Source organism: Aminobacter ciceronei (genome assembly GCF_014138625.1).
Taxonomy (GTDB): Bacteria; Pseudomonadota; Alphaproteobacteria; order Rhizobiales; family Rhizobiaceae; genus Aminobacter; species Aminobacter ciceronei.
The window spans coordinates 79,483-94,182 of the sequence record NZ_JACJHY010000024.1 but is presented as its reverse complement, the minus strand read 5'-3'; the positions used below and the strand labels follow the sequence as shown (position 1 = coordinate 94,182).

The window sequence follows — 14,700 nt, the reverse complement described above, 5'->3', positions numbered from 1 at the left end:
CGAACCGAAGCAGGGCGAACGGCTGGAGCGCGCTTCATCACCCCCAGCCCCTCCGCTTCAGGAGCGACCCTCCCCACAAGGGGAGGGTGAGAATCACGGATAGAGCCGATCCTTGTCCCAGCCACCGTCTTTCGTGCGCGTGAAGACGACACGGTCGTGCAGGCGGAAGGGGCGGTCGTGCCAGAATTCGATCTGGCTCGGCACGATGCGGAAACCCGACCAGTGCGGCGGGCGCGGGATGTCGCCGATGACATGGCGGGCGGTGTATTCGGCGACGGCCTTTTCCAGCGCGAAACGGCTTTCGAGCGGGCGCGACTGCTTCGAGGCCCAGGCGCCGATGCGGCTGCCGCGTGGGCGCGAGGCGAAATACTCGTCCGCCTCTGCATCGGTGACGATTTCGACCGGACCGCGCACACGGACCTGGCGGCGCAGCGATTTCCAGTGGAAACACATCGCGGCTTTCATGGTGGCGAGGATTTCGCGGCCCTTGGCGCTTTCGAAATTGGTGTAGAAGACGAAGCCATGTTCGTCGAATCCCTTGAGCAGCACCATACGCACGTCAGGCAGTCCGTCGGTATCGACGGTGGCCAGCGCCAATGCGGTGGGGTCGTTGGGTTCGCTGGCCGTGGCGTCCTTCAGCCAGGAGGCAAAGAGCTGGAAAGGCTCCGCAGCCTCCGTGAAGTCACCGCTTTTTAACTCTGTGTCCGTCATAGCTTTACTCGACCTGCCATTTCCGACCGGGAGAATGCCTATTGTCGCGCTTCGCGCAAGCCTTTGAGGGCCATTGCCTCCCACAATTCGGGTTCCGATCCTTCAAGGTGTTGCTGCTGCTCGGCCTGACGACGATCAGCGGGTGTGGCGCCGGCGGCTTCAGCCTCGAAAAGGCGGAGGTCGACCGCAGCCTCGTCACCAGCAAGGTTCCCGACGACGCAAACAGGACCACCGACGCGAATCGACTGTCCGACGAGACGACGATCCGCAATGCGGTTTCATCCGTCGACGTCGACGAGATGAAAGGCCAGCCGATTCCCTGGGCCAATGCCGAAACCGGTTCGCGCGGCGCGATCACGGCGCTTGTCGAAAGCAAGGAACGGGGCGTGCTATGCCGCGAATTCGCCGTTTCGCGCGAGAGCTTCGACGGGGTCGGCCTGTTCAGGGGCGAGGTCTGCGCCGCCGGTTCGGGCACCTGGCAGATGCTGTCTTTCGCGCCCGCCTGACGGTTGCGGCGTTCAGCCTCTGGAATTTCTTCCTAGCCGAGCGCATATAGGAAGCAACAAACCCTTTTCTCTCTCGTGGATTGACGTAATGCGCGACCCCTATGAGGTGCTGGGCGTTGCCAAGAACGCCTCGGCCAAGGACATAAAGGCGGCTTTCCGCAAGCTCGCCAAGAAACACCATCCGGACCAGAATCCGGACGATCCCAAGGCCAAGGAGCGTTTTGCCGCCGCCAACCAGGCCTATGAGATTCTCGGCGACGAGAAGAAGAAGACGGCTTTCGACCACGGCGAGATCGACGCCGAGGGCAAGCCGCGCTTCCATGGCTTCGAAGGTGCTGGCGGCGGCGACCCGTTCGGCGGCTTCCGCCGCCAGCAGACGGGACCCGGTGGGTCGCGTTTCGAGTTCCGCTCCGGCGGCCCGGGTGGCGCGTCCTTCGACGCCGGCGACATCTTCAGCCAGATCTTCGGCGATTCCTTCGGCCAGCGTGGTCATGGTGCCGGCATGGGCGGAGGCGCGGGTGCCCAGCGCGCGCAGCCGGGCGGCGACGTCAATGTCACGCTCGACGTCACCATCGAAGAGGCAGCGACCGCACCCAAGGTGACGGCGATGTTCCCCGATGGCCGCAAGATGGCGGTGAAGCTGCCGGAATTCGTCGAGGACGGCCAGACGATCAGGCTCAAGGGCCAGGGCGAGCAGGGCCTGGGCGGTACCGGCGACGCGCTGGTCAAGATCAGGTTCCGTCGCCATCCGCGCTACCGCGTCGAGGGCAGGGATCTGCATGTCGACCTGCCGGTGAGCCTCAAGGAGGCGGTGCTCGGCACCAAGGCGGCGGTGGAAACGCCGACCGGCCGGCTGGCGGTGAAGATCCCCGAATGGTCGAGTTCCGACAAGGTGCTGCGCCTCAAGGGCCGCGGCTTGCCGGAAAAGGCAGGCGGCCACGGCGACCTCTATGCCCATGTCCGCGTCATGCTGCCCGAAGGCGGCGATGCGGCACTCGAGGAATTGATGCGCAAGTCTGCCGACTGACGCAAGGCTTGCGTCATCTTTGCGGTCCATGGCCCTGGCTGCGACGAAGGTCGCATGAAAGCTTGAAGGTGCAGGTTGCCTATGCGATAGGCTCTGCAAAACAGTCAAAGCATTGGAGTGCGCTCATATGGCGGGTGGACAGGGCCTGATGGCCGGCAAGCGCGGCCTTATTCTCGGCGTCGCCAACAACAGATCGATTGCCTGGGGAATTGCCAAGGCCTGCGCCGACCAGGGCGCGGAGCTTGCCTTCACCTATCAGGGCGATGCGCTGAAGAAGCGCGTCGAGCCGCTGGCCGCCGAAATCGGCGCGTTCGTCTGCGGACATTGCGACGTCACCGACATGGCGACCATCGATGCCTGCTTCGAGACGCTGGAAAAGAAGTGGGGCAAGCTCGACTTCGTCGTCCATGCCATCGGCTTCTCCGACAAGGACGAGCTGACCGGCCGATATGTCGACACCAGCCATGCCAACTTCCTGCGCACCATGGACATCTCGGTCTATTCCTTCACCGCTGTCGCCCAGCGCGCCGAGAAGCTGATGACCGATGGCGGCTCGATGCTGACCATGACCTATTACGGCGCCGAAAAGGTGATGCCGAACTACAATGTCATGGGCGTTGCCAAGGCAGCTCTCGAGGCGAGCGTGAAGTATCTCGCCGTCGACCTCGGCCCGAAGGCGATCCGCGTTAACGCGATTTCCGCCGGCCCGATCAAGACGCTTGCCGCCTCCGGCATCGACGACTTCCGCTACATTCTGAAGTGGAACGAGTACAACGCGCCGCTGCGCCGCACCGTTTCGATCGAGGAGGTCGGCGATTCTGCGCTCTACTTCCTGTCGAACCTGTCGCGCGGCGTCACCGGCGAAGTGCACCACGTCGATTCCGGCTACCACGTCGTCGGCATGAAGGCCGTCGATGCGCCTGACATCGCAGCCGTGAAGGACTGATCCTTCCCGAACAGCATCGCCATGATCCCGCTCCTCTATGTCGTGCGCCATGGCCAGACGCCATGGAACGCCGAGCAGCGGCTGCAAGGGCAGGCCGACATCGACATCGATGCGGTCGGGCGCGAGCAGGCCGATCGCAACGGCCGCCGGCTTGCCGAGCTGATCGCTGATCCCAAGGCCTTCGATTTCATCGCGAGCCCGATGCGGCGCACCCGCGAGACCATGGAGCGGGCGCGGACGGTGATGGGGCTCGATCCCATGGCCTACCGCACCGATCCGCGCCTCGTCGAAGTGAACTTCGGCGACTGGCAGGGTTATACCTTCGCCGAGCTCGAGGCACGCCTGCCGGGCGCCAGCACGGCGCGCAAACACGACAAGTGGAATTTCGTTCCGCCGGGCGAAGAGGCCGAGAGCTACGAGATGCTGGCCTGCCGCATCCGTCCGTGGCTCGTCGAGCTTACGCAGCCGACGGTCTGCGTCACCCATGGCGGCGTGATGCGCGCGATCTTCCGGCTAGTCGAAGCCCTGCCCAAAAACAAAGCCGCGGCCCTGGAGATCCCCCAAGACCGCGTGCTGAGAGTGCAGGATGGCCGCCTCGACTGGCTGTAAAGCCCGAGGCCCGATTTCTGTTACTGCGGCAGTTCCATGTCGGTGATCAGGTTCTCGCCCTCGACCACGTCATAAGCGAGCAGGATGTCCATGCCCGGCTTGATGTTCTCGACGTCGAACTCGCCCGGCAGCTTGTAGGACTTGCCGTTGGAAAGCGTGATGGTGGACTTTTCCTTGTCGACCGACTTGACCTGACCTTCGGCTTCGGCAGCGAGCGCAGCGCCAGACATCATCAGCACGGCGGCAACGGCGCCAATAAGGGTACGCATTGTCGTCCTCTTTTTTCTGCGCCCCGCAAGGCGAGGCAAAATGTTAACGAGCGGTTGGAAGGAAGCAGAAACCAACCGAATGTGTCAAAACTAAAACTGCTGCGATCACGGTTTGACCACCGTTAATGCAGCCAATTGACCGCTTCGGGCCCATGCCGATACACAAAAGATGCCTGCCATCGGAGGGTTTGAGGCCGAAAAGCAATTTTACTTTTCGGGGGCATGCGTTAGAACGCGGCCATATCCGGAAAGGCCCGCTTGCATGTCGCACAACACCTTCGGCCATCTGTTTCGCGTCACCACCTGGGGTGAGAGCCATGGGCCGGCGCTTGGCTGTGTCGTCGACGGCTGCCCGCCCGGCATCCGCTTCACGCTGAAGGACATCCAGGACGAGCTCGACAAGCGCAAGCCCGGCCAGTCGCGCTTCGTCACCCAGCGCCGCGAGCCCGACGAGGTCAAGGTGCTGTCGGGCGTCGTCACGGACGACGACGGCGAGACCCTGATCTCGACCGGCACGCCGATCTCGATGCTGATCGAGAATGTCGACCAGCGCTCCAAGGATTATGGCGAGATCGCGCGGCAGTATCGACCCGGCCATGCCGACTACGCCTATGACGTCAAATATGGCCTGCGCGATCATCGCGGCGGTGGCCGTTCCTCGGCGCGCGAGACGGCGGCGCGCGTCGCTGCCGGCGCGATCGCCCGCAAGATCGTGCCCGGGCTGGTGGTGCGCGGCGCGCTGGTGTCGATGGGCACCAGGTCGATCGATCGCGCCAACTGGAACTGGGATTTCATCGGCAGCGCCGAAAACCCGTTCTTTACGCCGGACCCCGCCTCGGTCCAGGTCTTCGCCGACTATCTCGACGGCATCCGCAAGGCCGGATCGTCGGTCGGTGCGGTCATCGAGATCGTCGCAGAGGGTGTGCCGGCCGGCCTTGGCGCGCCGATCTATGCCAAGCTCGACCAGGACATCGCCTCCAATCTGATGTCGATCAACGCCGTCAAGGGCGTCGAGATCGGCAACGGCTTCGAGGCCGCGCGCATAACAGGCGAAGAGAATGCCGACGAGATGCGCATGGGCAATGACGGCACACCGCTGTTCCTGTCCAACAATGCCGGCGGCATACTGGGCGGCATTTCGACCGGACAGGACGTGATCGCGCGTTTCGCCGTCAAGCCGACATCCTCGATTCTGACGCCGCGCAAATCGATCGACAAGGACGGCAAGGACGTCGACGTCATGACCAAGGGCCGCCACGACCCGTGCGTCGGCATCCGCGCCGTGCCGATCGGCGAGGCCATGGTCGCCTGCGCCATCGCCGACCATTATCTGCGCCACCGCGGCCAGACCGGCAGAATCTAGGGGCAGGGGGAAACGGGGCAGCTGGGCAATTCTCCCAAGCTGCAAAAAACCCTACTGCCTTGCCGCCCGAATGACCTAATCTGCTCCACACCAACCACACGCACCGAGTGACCACGCCATGCCATACGACCAGAAGAAAGTTGTCGAAGCGCTGCGCGCCTTCGAGCGCGGCGAGATCGTGGTCGTCATGGACGATGACGGGCGCGAGAACGAAGGCGACCTGATCGTTGCCGCCGTCCACTGCACGGCGGAAAAGATGGCCTTCATCGTGCGCCACACCTCCGGCATCGTCTGCACGCCGATGCTCAAGGAAGACGCCCGGCGCCTCAACCTTGCGCCGATGGTGGCCGACAACGATTCCGCCCACACCACCGCCTTCACCGTCAGCGTCGACTTCAAGCATGGCACCACGACGGGCATTTCGGCCGACGACCGCACGCTGACCGTGCGCAACCTGGCCAATCCCAACGCCGGCGGCGGCGACTTCGTCCGCCCGGGGCACATCTTCCCGCTGATCGCGCGCGAAGGCGGTGTGCTGATGCGTTCGGGCCATACCGAAGCCGCGGTCGACCTGTGCAAGCTTGCCGGTCTGCCGCCGGTCGGCGTGATTTCGGAACTGGTCAATGACGACGGCACGGTCATGCGCGGCCCGCAGGTCGCGTCCTTTGCCGAAAAGAACGGGCTGCAGCAGGTATCCGTCGCCGACCTGATCGCCTATCGCCAGCGCCAGGAGACGCTGATCGAACGGGTCAACGCCTTCGAAATTGACACTCCGGCCGGCAAGGCCAAGGCCATCACCTACACGTTGCCGTGGGATTCGATGCATCATCTCGCCATCGTCTTCGGCGACATCCGCGACGGCGAAGAAGTGCCGGTGCGCCTGCACACCGAGGACGTCGTCACCGACGTGTTCGGTACCAGCAACAAGCTTGCCGACATCATGAAGACCTTCGGCGAGTGCAAGCGCGGTGTCATCGTCTATCTGCGCGAGGGCTCGGTCGGCGTCTCCAATCTCGGCCGCAACCGCCCGTCGGCGGAGCGCGAGGACCATGAAGAGGCGCGCCGGCGCGAGGATGAATGGCGCCAGATCGGCCTCGGCGCGCAGATCCTCAAGGATCTCGGCATCTCGTCGATCAACCTGGTCGCCTCGCGCGAACGCCACTATGTCGGCCTCGAAGGTTTCGGCATCCGCATCGCCAAGACCGAAATCCGCTGATTTCGGCACGCCTGCGGGGTAAAATGCCCCTAGCCGGGCGCGGATTGGCTCATCCCCGGGCGTGGATTGGCTCATCCCTCATGGTGATTGACATCCGCCTGATGCGGCGCATCCTCCTGTCCACCTCTTAGGGGAGAGTCGGGTATGTGGGATTTCAGCATCGGCCAGAGCTTGGCGATCATGGCACGCACCTGGCCGTTCATCGTGCTGCGCATGGTCGTCTATTTCGGCATCACGCTGGCCTATATCGTGGCAATGGGAGCGGGCGCCGGCGTCGGCTACGGCGTCGGCCACATCGCAACCGACCCTGAAGGGCCGGTTTCATTCGCCGTCTGGGGTGGCATCGCCGGCTTCGGCGTGGTGTCGGTCGCGGTCTACTGGATCCGCGAATACATCCTCTACATCGTCAAGGCCGGGCATATCGCCGTGATGGTCCATCTGATCGACGGGCGCGAGATTCCCGGCGGCCAGAACCAGATTTCCTATGCCCGCGAGGTCGTCACCGAACGCTTCACCGAAGCCAGCGTGCTGTTTGTGCTCGACCAGCTGGTGAAGGGCGTGATCCGCACCATCACCGGGCTGATCGGCGGCATCGCCGCTTTCCTGCCGATCCCCGGCCTCGACGGGCTGGTGCGGTTTCTCAACACCATCGTCCGCATGTCGCTGACCTATGTCGACGAGATCATCCTCGGCTACAACATCCGCATCGGCAGCAACTCGCCCTGGCAGAGCGCGCGGCAGGGCGTGGTGCTCTATGCCCAGAACGGCTCGACCATGATCAAGAACGCGGTCTGGCTGTCGCTCGTCGTCTGGGTCGTGTCGCTGTTCATCTTCCTGTTCATGCTGGCACCCGCAGGCGCCATTCTCTACTTCATGCCGGGCGAAATGGGCGGCTGGGCATTCGTGCTGGCGATCGTCTTTGCCTGGGCGTTCAAATCGGCGCTGATCGAACCCTTTGCCGTGGCATCGCTGATGCAGGTCTATTTCAAGGTCATCGAAGGCCAGGTGCCCAATCCGGAATGGGACCGGAAGCTGGAAGAGGCGTCGTCGAAGTTCCGCGAGCTCAAGGAAAAGGCTTTTGGCTCAGGCGAAGCGTCGCGCTGGGACGGGTCGGCAAAGAACGTCTGAAGGCAAAAGGCACGGTCCGCTGGTGCGTGCCGTGCCGTGAACCGTCTATTCGGCCGGAGCCGGGACGAGGCGCGACGTCGAACGCCGGAAGCTGGCTTGGCCGACAAGGGTGACGGCAAGGGCGATGAAGCCGGCGAGCATCGAGACGAAGAAGCCGCTGGTCGGGCCGAGATTGTCGATGAACCAGCCCGATGCCGAGGACCCTGCGGCCATGCCGATGCCGATGCCGGTGATTGCCCAGGTCATGCCTTCGGTGAGCTTGGACGACGGAACGATCTTTTCCACCAGCGCCATCGAGATGATGATGGTCGGCGAGACGGCGACGCCGGCGACGAACAGCACCACGGCCAGTGTCGGGATGCTGGCGACCATCATCAGCGGCAAGGTGGTGAGGGCGGCCAGTGCGATCGCCAGCAGCAACTGGCGCGGCAAGGCAAGCTTGAGCTTCAGCGCGCCGAAGGCGAGGCCGGCGACAAGCGAGCCGGCGGCATAGGCCGACAGCGCAAAACCGGCGGAGGCCTTGTCGCCCTGGGCTTCGGCAAAGGCGACGGCGGTCACTTCGGCGGTGCCGAAAATGGCGCCGATCGCGATCAGCGTCAGCACCAGGATCTGCAGCGAGCCGAGCCGGATGACCGACTTGCCGCCTGATTTATCCTGGGCGTGGACCGGCGGTTCCGTCGACGTCTGGGCCGCAAAGAGGAAATTGCCCAGCGCAAGCAGCGTCGTGGCGACAAGCGGACCGGCTTCCGGAAACAGGCCGACGCTGAGGCCGATGGCAACGATCGGGCCAGTCATGAAGATGACCTCGTCGACGACCGACTCGAAGGCAAAGGCGGTGTGCAGCTTCTGCGAGCCACGGTAGATATGTGTCCAGCGCGCGCGCACGAAAGCGCTCATGCTCGGCATGGTGCCGGCAAGCACGGCAAACAGGAACAGCGTCCAGCTCGGCGCGCGATAGTGGGTCGCGAGCATCAGGCTTGAGAGCGCCGCGACGGCGACGATGGTGCCGGGGATCAGGATGCGGCGCTGGCCGTAGCGATCGACGAGGCGCGACACCTGCGGTGCGATCAGCGCGTTGGAAAATGCAAATGTCGCGGCCACCGCACCGGCGAGCCAATATTCGCCATGGGTTTCCGAGAGCATCGTGACGATGCCGAGCGTGATCATCGACAGCGGCAGCCGGGCGATGAAGCCTGTGGCGGAGAACGCCTTGGCGCCGGGCGCTTTGAAGATTTCGTTGTAGGGATTGCGCATTTGGATCACCGGGAGGGCAGATATCTGAAATTTCATATACAGTCGAGCCGCCTGAAGAGGCGGCTCGTTGGCACAGATGGGAGAGGCTTGACTGGGGCTGTGCTGCCTCATTCGGCTGCTTGTGGTACGGCTTGCGGCAACTCGACTTCGCCCGCGCCGGCGAGTGCTTTCTGACCGAGAAGGACGACGAGTAGGGAGATCGTTCCCGCGGCCACCGACACCCAGAAGCCGTTCTGGGCGCCGAAATTGTCGACCACCCAGCCCGCCACGAAGGCACCCAGCGCCATGCCGATGCCGATGCCGGTCATCACCCAGGTGATGCCTTCGGTCAGCATGGCTTCCGGCACCCGCCGCTCGATCAGGCCGAAGGCCATGATGAAGGTGGGCGAGATGGCGACACCGCTGACGAAGATGGCAAGCGCCAGCAGCGGCACGGTGTCGGCGACAAGCAATGGCAGCGTGGTCAGCGCCACGACCGCGATCGACATGGCAAGGAGGCGCTGCTTCGGGGCCTTGAGATTGAGCGCGCCGACGATCAGGCCGACAATGAGCGAACCGGCGGCATAGACGCCGATGACGAGGCTTGCTGCGGTGGGCTGGCCGAGTTCCTTGGTGATCGCCACGGCGCTGACCTCGGCGGTGGCGAAGATCGCACCGACGAAGATGAGTGCCAGGGTGATGATCTGGACCGGGCGCAGCGCGATGGCCGAACCGACACTTGCAAGTTCAGGCGCCTTGACCCTGGGCTCGCTCGACCGCTGCATCAGGAAAGCTGCCATGCCGACGGCGAGGAACAGCGTGCTGACCAGCATGCCGGCTTCCGGGAACAAGGCGACGCTCAGGCCAACCGAAAGCGAGGCACCGGCGATGTAGACCATTTCGTCGGCGACGGATTCAAAGGCGAAGGCGGTGTTGAGTTCGGGGCGGTCGCGGAAGATCTCGGTCCAGCGGGCCCGCACCATGGCCGACATGCTCGGCATGGCGGCGGCGATGAAGGCCGAGACGAACAGGGTCCAGACCGGCCAGTCATAGCGGGTGGCAATGAGCAGGACGGCAAAGGCGAGGATGGAGATGATGGTGGTGGGCAGAGCCACCGATGTCTGGCCGAGCCTGTCGATCCGGCGCGAAATCTGTGGTGCGGCGAAAGCATTTGTCAGCGCGAAGGTGGCCGAGACCGCACCGGCCAGCCAGTATTCGCCGCGTGTCTGCGACAGCATTGCGACGATGCCGATAGGGGCCATGGCGATCGGCAGACGGGCGATGAATGCCGCCGCCGCGAAGCCTTTGGTCCCGGGAACTCTGAATATCTCAGCATAAGGATTGTGCATCGGAGCACTCCTGGAATTTCGAGGGGGCGCCACTTACATACGTGGCGTATGTCAATGAGATAATTGCATACGCAGCGTATGTCAATTACCATGGACGCCATGTCTAGAAAAATATACGCGGCGTATGTGAAGGACGTCGCGACAAGGAAGAGGCGATGAAGGCGGCACACAAACCCCGCAGCGAGATGATTGCCGAAACGCGCGCCAAGCTGATTGCTGCCGGGCGCCGGGCCTTCGCGACGACGGGCTATGCGAACGCGTCGATGGACGATTTCACTGCCGAGGCCGGGCTGACGCGCGGCGCGCTGTATCACCACTTCGGCGACAAGAAAGGGTTGTTCGAGGCCGTGCTCGCCCAGATCGACCAGGAAATGTGCGTGCGCCTCAATGAGATCTCGGCCAGGGCCAAGACGCGCTGGCAAGGCTTCCTCGACGAAAACATCGCTTATATCGAAATGGCGCTCGAGCCGGAAATCCAGCGCATCGTCCTGCGCGACGGGCCGGCGGTGCTCGGCGATCCGGCGCAATGGCCCAACGCCAATGCCTGTATTTCGGCGATCACCGCGAACCTCGTCGCGCTCAAGGCGGAGGGCCTTGTTCGCGACATCGATGCGGAAGCGATGGCGCGGCTGATCAGCGGCGCCTCGCTTTATGCCGCCCAATGGATCGCCAATTCGGAAGACCCCGACGCGACGTCGATCAAGGCGGTGAAGGCGTTTCGCGCCTTGATGGAAGGGCTGCTCGTGGCCGGCAGGCCGGCGAACTGATCTTTTAGGCTGTGGCCGGACATGCCGGGGCGCGGCAAAACCCGGCAACTTCTTTCCGACCGGGTCATCGCGCTCGTCGGCCGGCCGTTTTCCCCAGGGCTTTGACAGCTATGCGTGGTCTGTCCGGCCATTGCTGATAAGGTGCGGCGATGACCACGCGGCTCTACACGCACCCGATCTACCTCGAACACCTGACGACGCCGGGGCATCCCGAGCGGCCCGACAGGCTGCGCGCCATCGAGCGCGCGCTCGACGACGAGGCGTTCGAGATGCTCGATCGTGTCGAGGCGCCGACGGGCGACGAGCGCACGATTGCCTACGCCCACCCCGAGAATTTTGTCGAAAGCGTCCGCCGGCAGGTGCCGGTGGAGGGATTTGCCAGAATCGATGGCGACACCACGCTCAGCCCGAAAAGCTGGCAGGCGGCACTGACTGCCATCGGCGCGGCCAATGCCGCTGTCGACGACGTCTTTTCCGGCAGGGCAGCCAACGTCTTCGTCGCCTCGCGGCCGCCCGGCCACCATGCCGAGAAGGCGACCGCGATGGGCTTTTGCCTGTTCAACAATGCGGCGATTGCGGCGCGCCATGCCCAGCGCGACCATGGTGCGGAGCGCGTGGCGATCGTCGATTGGGACGTCCATCACGGCAACGGCACCCAGGACATCTTCTGGGACGACCCGAGCGTGCTCTATTGCTCGACGCACCAGATGCCGCTGTTTCCCGGCACGGGCGCAAAAGGCGAGACGGGTGTCGGCAACATCGTCAACGCGCCGCTCGCCCCAGACACCGGCAGCGACCATTTCCGCGAGGCGTTCCGCTCGCGCGTGCTGCCGGCGCTCGACAGATTCGCGCCCGACCTGATCATCATCTCGGCCGGCTTCGACGCGCACCATCGCGACCCGCTGGCCGAGATCAACCTCACCGAAGCCGATTTCGACTGGGCGACCGGGCAATTGATGGACAGTGCCGCGCGCCATTCATCGAACCGTCTGGTCAGCCTGCTCGAGGGCGGCTACGACCTGCATGGGCTGGCCTTCTCAGTGGCCGCCCACGTTTCGCGCCTCATGAAAGGATGATCCATGGCCGTCGAGCCCAATGACGAAATCAAGGCGATGAGCTTCGAGCAGGCGCTCGCGGCATTGGAAAAGATCGTCGACGACCTCGAACGCGGCGACGTGCCGCTCGACCAGTCGATCAAGATCTACGAGCGCGGCGAGGCGCTGAAGGCGCATTGCGACCGCCTGCTGAAGGCCGCCGAGGACAAGGTCGAGAAGATCCGCCTGTCGCGCGATGGCAAGCCGGTCGGCACGGAGCCGCTCGACGGCGAGTAAAGCCGTCCAGTTCAGTCCGCGGCGGCATCGCCGTCGCGGACGTCGAAATCGCCGGGCCGGGCCGCGTAGAAGCGATCCGGCGGTGTCCAGCGGTCCGGCAGCTGGCTTTCGCCCCAGCGGGCCAGTTCCTGCACCACGGGAATGAGTGCAGCCCCTCTGGCAGTCAATGCATAGGCGCCCCGGATGGAGCCCTGGCGCGGTAAGGATTGCCTGATGAGACCGGCATCTTCCAGCCGGCGCAGCCTTTCGGCCAGGATGTTGGTCGAGATTTTCTCCGGCGTGGACAACAGGTCCGAATAGCTGGTCGCCCCCATCACCATCGCCCTGACGATCACCAGCGACCACTTGTCGCCGATGATGTCGAGCGCTGACGCGATGGGGCAGCCGGAGCGAAACTGGGTCATGGCGGCACTTTGGATTTTTAACTTGCAAAATGCAAGTAAGAAGTGATTAGCTGCGGTAATGCTCGTCGGGGAGGACCTGTCATGTTGCCGATAACGTCGATGACTTCAGCACTCGCCGCCGTGGCTCTTGTCGTTCTCAGCATCCGGGTCAGCCTGCGCCGCAAGACAGTCGGCGTTAAGCTCGGCCACAGCGAGGATGTCGTCCTGATGCGGCGCATCCGCGCCCAGGGCAATTTCATCGAATATGTGCCGCTCGCCCTGATCCTGCTCGCCCTTGCCGAATACCGCCAGGCGCCGGCGGCGATGCTGTGGACGATCGCCGGACTGCTGATCATCGGCCGTAGCCTCCACCTTGCAGGCATATTGACCGCGCGGACGCCGTTGAGCGCGCCCGGCATGGTTGGCACCTATGGCGCGCTGCTCGTCGGCGCCGCGGCGCTCATCCTGGGATGACGCCCCTCGTTCGGAGGATGCCCCTTCGCTGACGGCGGTCGCGGCCGACCGAACGGCTTGACCTCGCGGCACGTTGCGCCCAGTTATGGACAACCCATACCGTTGGTGAAAACCCGGGAGCAGGCGATGTGCCGCAACATCAAGACATTGTTCAATTTCGACCCGCCGGCGACGCATGACGAGATCCGTGACGCAGCCTTGCAGTTCGTGCGCAAGCTGAGCGGAACGAGCAAACCTTCGAAGAAGAACGAAGAGGCCTTCAACCGCGCCGTCGACACCATCGCCGAGGCAGCGCACGAGATGCTGCATGCGATGGAAACGCACCAGCATCCGCGCAACCGCGACGAAGAGGCCGCCAAGGCCCGTTCGGCGCTGCGATTTGCCTGAGTGCCAGCTCTTGTGACCGCCGTGCTGCAATCACTCTAGGAGGCGACCATGAGCTTCTTTCCTGCCGAAGACCCGACGCCAGGCGATGCCTTTTCTTGCGACCAGCTCGAACTGATGGTCATTCCCAACGCCAAGGACATCGACGGCTTCCAGGTGCGCCGGGCACTGCCGACGGCAAAGCGTCGCCTGGTCGGGCCGTTCATCTTCTTCGACCGCATGGGCCCGGCAATCCTCAGGGCAGGGCATGCGCTGGATGTGCGTCCACACCCCCATATCGGGCTTGCGACCGTCACCTATCTGTTCGACGGCAAGATCCGCCACCGGGATTCGCTCGGCACCGAGATGGTCATTGCGCCCGGCGACGTAAACCTGATGACGGCGGGCCGCGGCATCGTCCATTCCGAGCGCACGCCCGAAGAGCTGCGCGGCGCGCCGATGTCGGTGTCCGGGCTGCAGACGTGGCTGGCGCTGCCCGACGGCAAGGAAGAGGTCGCGCCGCTGTTCGAGAACACGGCTGCGGCCGAGCTGCCGACCTTCGAGGCCGACGGGGTCAGCGGGCGGCTGGTGATCGGCGCGTTCAAGGGCCTGACGTCGCCGGTACGCCAGGCCTCCGACACGCTCTATGCCGACATCAGGCTGGCGCCCGGTGCAAGGATCAAGATTCCGGCCGACGCCGAGGAGCGTGCCATCTACACGCTGGGCGGCGAGATCGACATCCTTGGCGATCGTTTCCCGATCGAGCGGCTTCTGGTGTTCAGGCCCGGCGACGAGATCGTCGTGGGTTCGGAGACGGGTGCGCATTTCATGCTGTTCGGCGGCGCCTCGCTCGGCACCAAGCGCTACATCTGGTGGAATTTCGTCTCGTCGTCGAAGGAGCGCATCGAAGAGGCGAAGAACGAATGGAAGACCGGCCGCTTCGATATCGTTCCCGGTGACGAAGAAGAGTTTATTCCGTTGCCCGAGAGCTGACGGGCAGGCGTGAGGCCGGCCCGCGTCACCGC

At 64.1% G+C, this 14,700-nt stretch carries 18 protein-coding genes; 13 read left to right on the top strand and 5 right to left on the bottom strand.

The genetic code is table 11. The features are described 5' to 3' along the window. Nucleotides 1-93: 93 nt before the first annotated feature. Nucleotides 94-711, bottom strand: coding sequence for a pyridoxamine 5'-phosphate oxidase (pdxH, locus tag HNQ95_RS22670; protein WP_182575252.1), 618 nt, complete (start codon nt 709-711; stop codon nt 94-96). A 107-nt stretch (nt 712-818) separates the two neighbouring features. Here pdxH and HNQ95_RS22665 point away from each other — a divergent pair, with 107 nt between their 5' ends. The 4 genes from HNQ95_RS22665 (at nt 819) to HNQ95_RS22650 (ending at nt 3,799) form a co-directional block, all read left to right on the top strand. Next, nucleotides 819-1,217 carry an RT0821/Lpp0805 family surface protein gene (locus tag HNQ95_RS22665; RefSeq protein WP_312874166.1) on the top strand — a complete coding sequence of 133 codons (399 nt, stop codon included), beginning with the start codon at nt 819-821 and terminating at the stop codon, nt 1,215-1,217. An 88-nt stretch (nt 1,218-1,305) separates the two neighbouring features. Continuing rightward, the gene (locus tag HNQ95_RS22660) at nt 1,306-2,244 is read left to right on the top strand and encodes a DnaJ C-terminal domain-containing protein (protein ID WP_182575253.1); all 939 of its coding nucleotides are present in this window, start codon (nt 1,306-1,308) and stop codon (nt 2,242-2,244) included. A 127-nt stretch (nt 2,245-2,371) separates the two neighbouring features. Further along, on the top strand, nt 2,372-3,190 hold the full coding sequence (gene fabI / locus HNQ95_RS22655) for an enoyl-ACP reductase FabI (protein ID WP_067964622.1): 819 nt from the start codon (nt 2,372-2,374) through the stop codon (nt 3,188-3,190). Between the two features lie 21 nt (nt 3,191-3,211). Continuing rightward, nucleotides 3,212-3,799 (top strand): histidine phosphatase family protein, encoded by a 588-nt coding sequence (locus HNQ95_RS22650; RefSeq protein WP_182575254.1) that lies wholly within the window; start codon nt 3,212-3,214, stop codon nt 3,797-3,799. A gap of 20 nt (nt 3,800-3,819) precedes the next feature. On the opposite strand, the gene HNQ95_RS22645 is transcribed toward HNQ95_RS22650, so the two are convergent. Beyond that, nucleotides 3,820-4,068 (bottom strand): DUF1344 domain-containing protein, encoded by a 249-nt coding sequence (locus HNQ95_RS22645; RefSeq protein ID WP_067964618.1) that lies wholly within the window; start codon nt 4,066-4,068, stop codon nt 3,820-3,822. 262 nt (nt 4,069-4,330) lie between these two features. Here HNQ95_RS22645 and aroC point away from each other — a divergent pair, with 262 nt between their 5' ends. The 3 genes from aroC to HNQ95_RS22630 all read left to right on the top strand — a co-directional run bounded on the left by aroC (nt 4,331) and on the right by HNQ95_RS22630 (nt 7,775). Further along, the gene (gene aroC, locus HNQ95_RS22640) at nt 4,331-5,431 is read left to right on the top strand and encodes a chorismate synthase (RefSeq protein ID WP_067964616.1); all 1,101 of its coding nucleotides are present in this window, start codon (nt 4,331-4,333) and stop codon (nt 5,429-5,431) included. A 118-nt stretch (nt 5,432-5,549) separates the two neighbouring features. Next, on the top strand, nt 5,550-6,647 hold the full coding sequence (gene ribB / locus HNQ95_RS22635; protein ID WP_067964613.1) for a 3,4-dihydroxy-2-butanone-4-phosphate synthase: 1,098 nt from the start codon (nt 5,550-5,552) through the stop codon (nt 6,645-6,647). 144 nt (nt 6,648-6,791) lie between these two features. Continuing rightward, nucleotides 6,792-7,775 carry a hypothetical protein gene (locus HNQ95_RS22630; RefSeq protein ID WP_154386780.1) on the top strand — a complete coding sequence of 328 codons (984 nt, stop codon included), beginning with the start codon at nt 6,792-6,794 and terminating at the stop codon, nt 7,773-7,775. A 45-nt stretch (nt 7,776-7,820) separates the two neighbouring features. Here HNQ95_RS22630 and HNQ95_RS22625 read toward each other — a convergent pair whose 3' ends face one another. Beyond that, entirely contained in the window at nt 7,821-9,029 is a 1,209-nt protein-coding gene (locus HNQ95_RS22625; RefSeq protein WP_083948651.1) for an MFS transporter, read from the bottom strand. Nucleotides 9,030-9,136: 107 nt separating this feature from the next. After that, nucleotides 9,137-10,357: an MFS transporter gene (locus tag HNQ95_RS22620; RefSeq protein ID WP_182575255.1), complete on the bottom strand. Its 1,221-nt coding sequence runs from the start codon at nt 10,355-10,357 to the stop codon at nt 9,137-9,139. 155 nt (nt 10,358-10,512) lie between these two features. Between HNQ95_RS22620 and HNQ95_RS22615 the strand changes: the two genes are divergently transcribed. The 3 genes from HNQ95_RS22615 to HNQ95_RS22605 all read left to right on the top strand — a co-directional run bounded on the left by HNQ95_RS22615 (nt 10,513) and on the right by HNQ95_RS22605 (nt 12,455). Further along, entirely contained in the window at nt 10,513-11,124 is a 612-nt protein-coding gene (locus tag HNQ95_RS22615) for a TetR/AcrR family transcriptional regulator (protein WP_246340930.1), read from the top strand. A 149-nt stretch (nt 11,125-11,273) separates the two neighbouring features. Further along, the gene (locus HNQ95_RS22610) at nt 11,274-12,200 is read left to right on the top strand and encodes a histone deacetylase family protein (RefSeq protein ID WP_182575256.1); all 927 of its coding nucleotides are present in this window, start codon (nt 11,274-11,276) and stop codon (nt 12,198-12,200) included. Nucleotides 12,201-12,203: 3 nt separating this feature from the next. After that, nucleotides 12,204-12,455: an exodeoxyribonuclease VII small subunit gene (locus HNQ95_RS22605; RefSeq protein ID WP_067964602.1), complete on the top strand. Its 252-nt coding sequence runs from the start codon at nt 12,204-12,206 to the stop codon at nt 12,453-12,455. 11 nt (nt 12,456-12,466) lie between these two features. On the opposite strand, the gene HNQ95_RS22600 is transcribed toward HNQ95_RS22605, so the two are convergent. Further along, the gene (locus tag HNQ95_RS22600; protein WP_067964600.1) at nt 12,467-12,859 is read right to left on the bottom strand and encodes a winged helix-turn-helix transcriptional regulator; all 393 of its coding nucleotides are present in this window, start codon (nt 12,857-12,859) and stop codon (nt 12,467-12,469) included. An 81-nt stretch (nt 12,860-12,940) separates the two neighbouring features. On the opposite strand from HNQ95_RS22600, the gene HNQ95_RS22595 reads away from it, so the two are divergent. The 3 genes from HNQ95_RS22595 to HNQ95_RS22585 all read left to right on the top strand — a co-directional run bounded on the left by HNQ95_RS22595 (nt 12,941) and on the right by HNQ95_RS22585 (nt 14,668). Continuing rightward, nucleotides 12,941-13,312 carry an MAPEG family protein gene (locus HNQ95_RS22595; protein ID WP_083948650.1) on the top strand — a complete coding sequence of 124 codons (372 nt, stop codon included), beginning with the start codon at nt 12,941-12,943 and terminating at the stop codon, nt 13,310-13,312. 126 nt (nt 13,313-13,438) lie between these two features. Beyond that, entirely contained in the window at nt 13,439-13,699 is a 261-nt protein-coding gene (locus HNQ95_RS22590) for a DUF2277 domain-containing protein (protein ID WP_182575257.1), read from the top strand. A 48-nt stretch (nt 13,700-13,747) separates the two neighbouring features. Continuing rightward, on the top strand, nt 13,748-14,668 hold the full coding sequence (locus HNQ95_RS22585) for a pirin family protein (protein ID WP_182575258.1): 921 nt from the start codon (nt 13,748-13,750) through the stop codon (nt 14,666-14,668). The last annotated feature ends 32 nt before the right edge of the window (nt 14,669-14,700 follow it).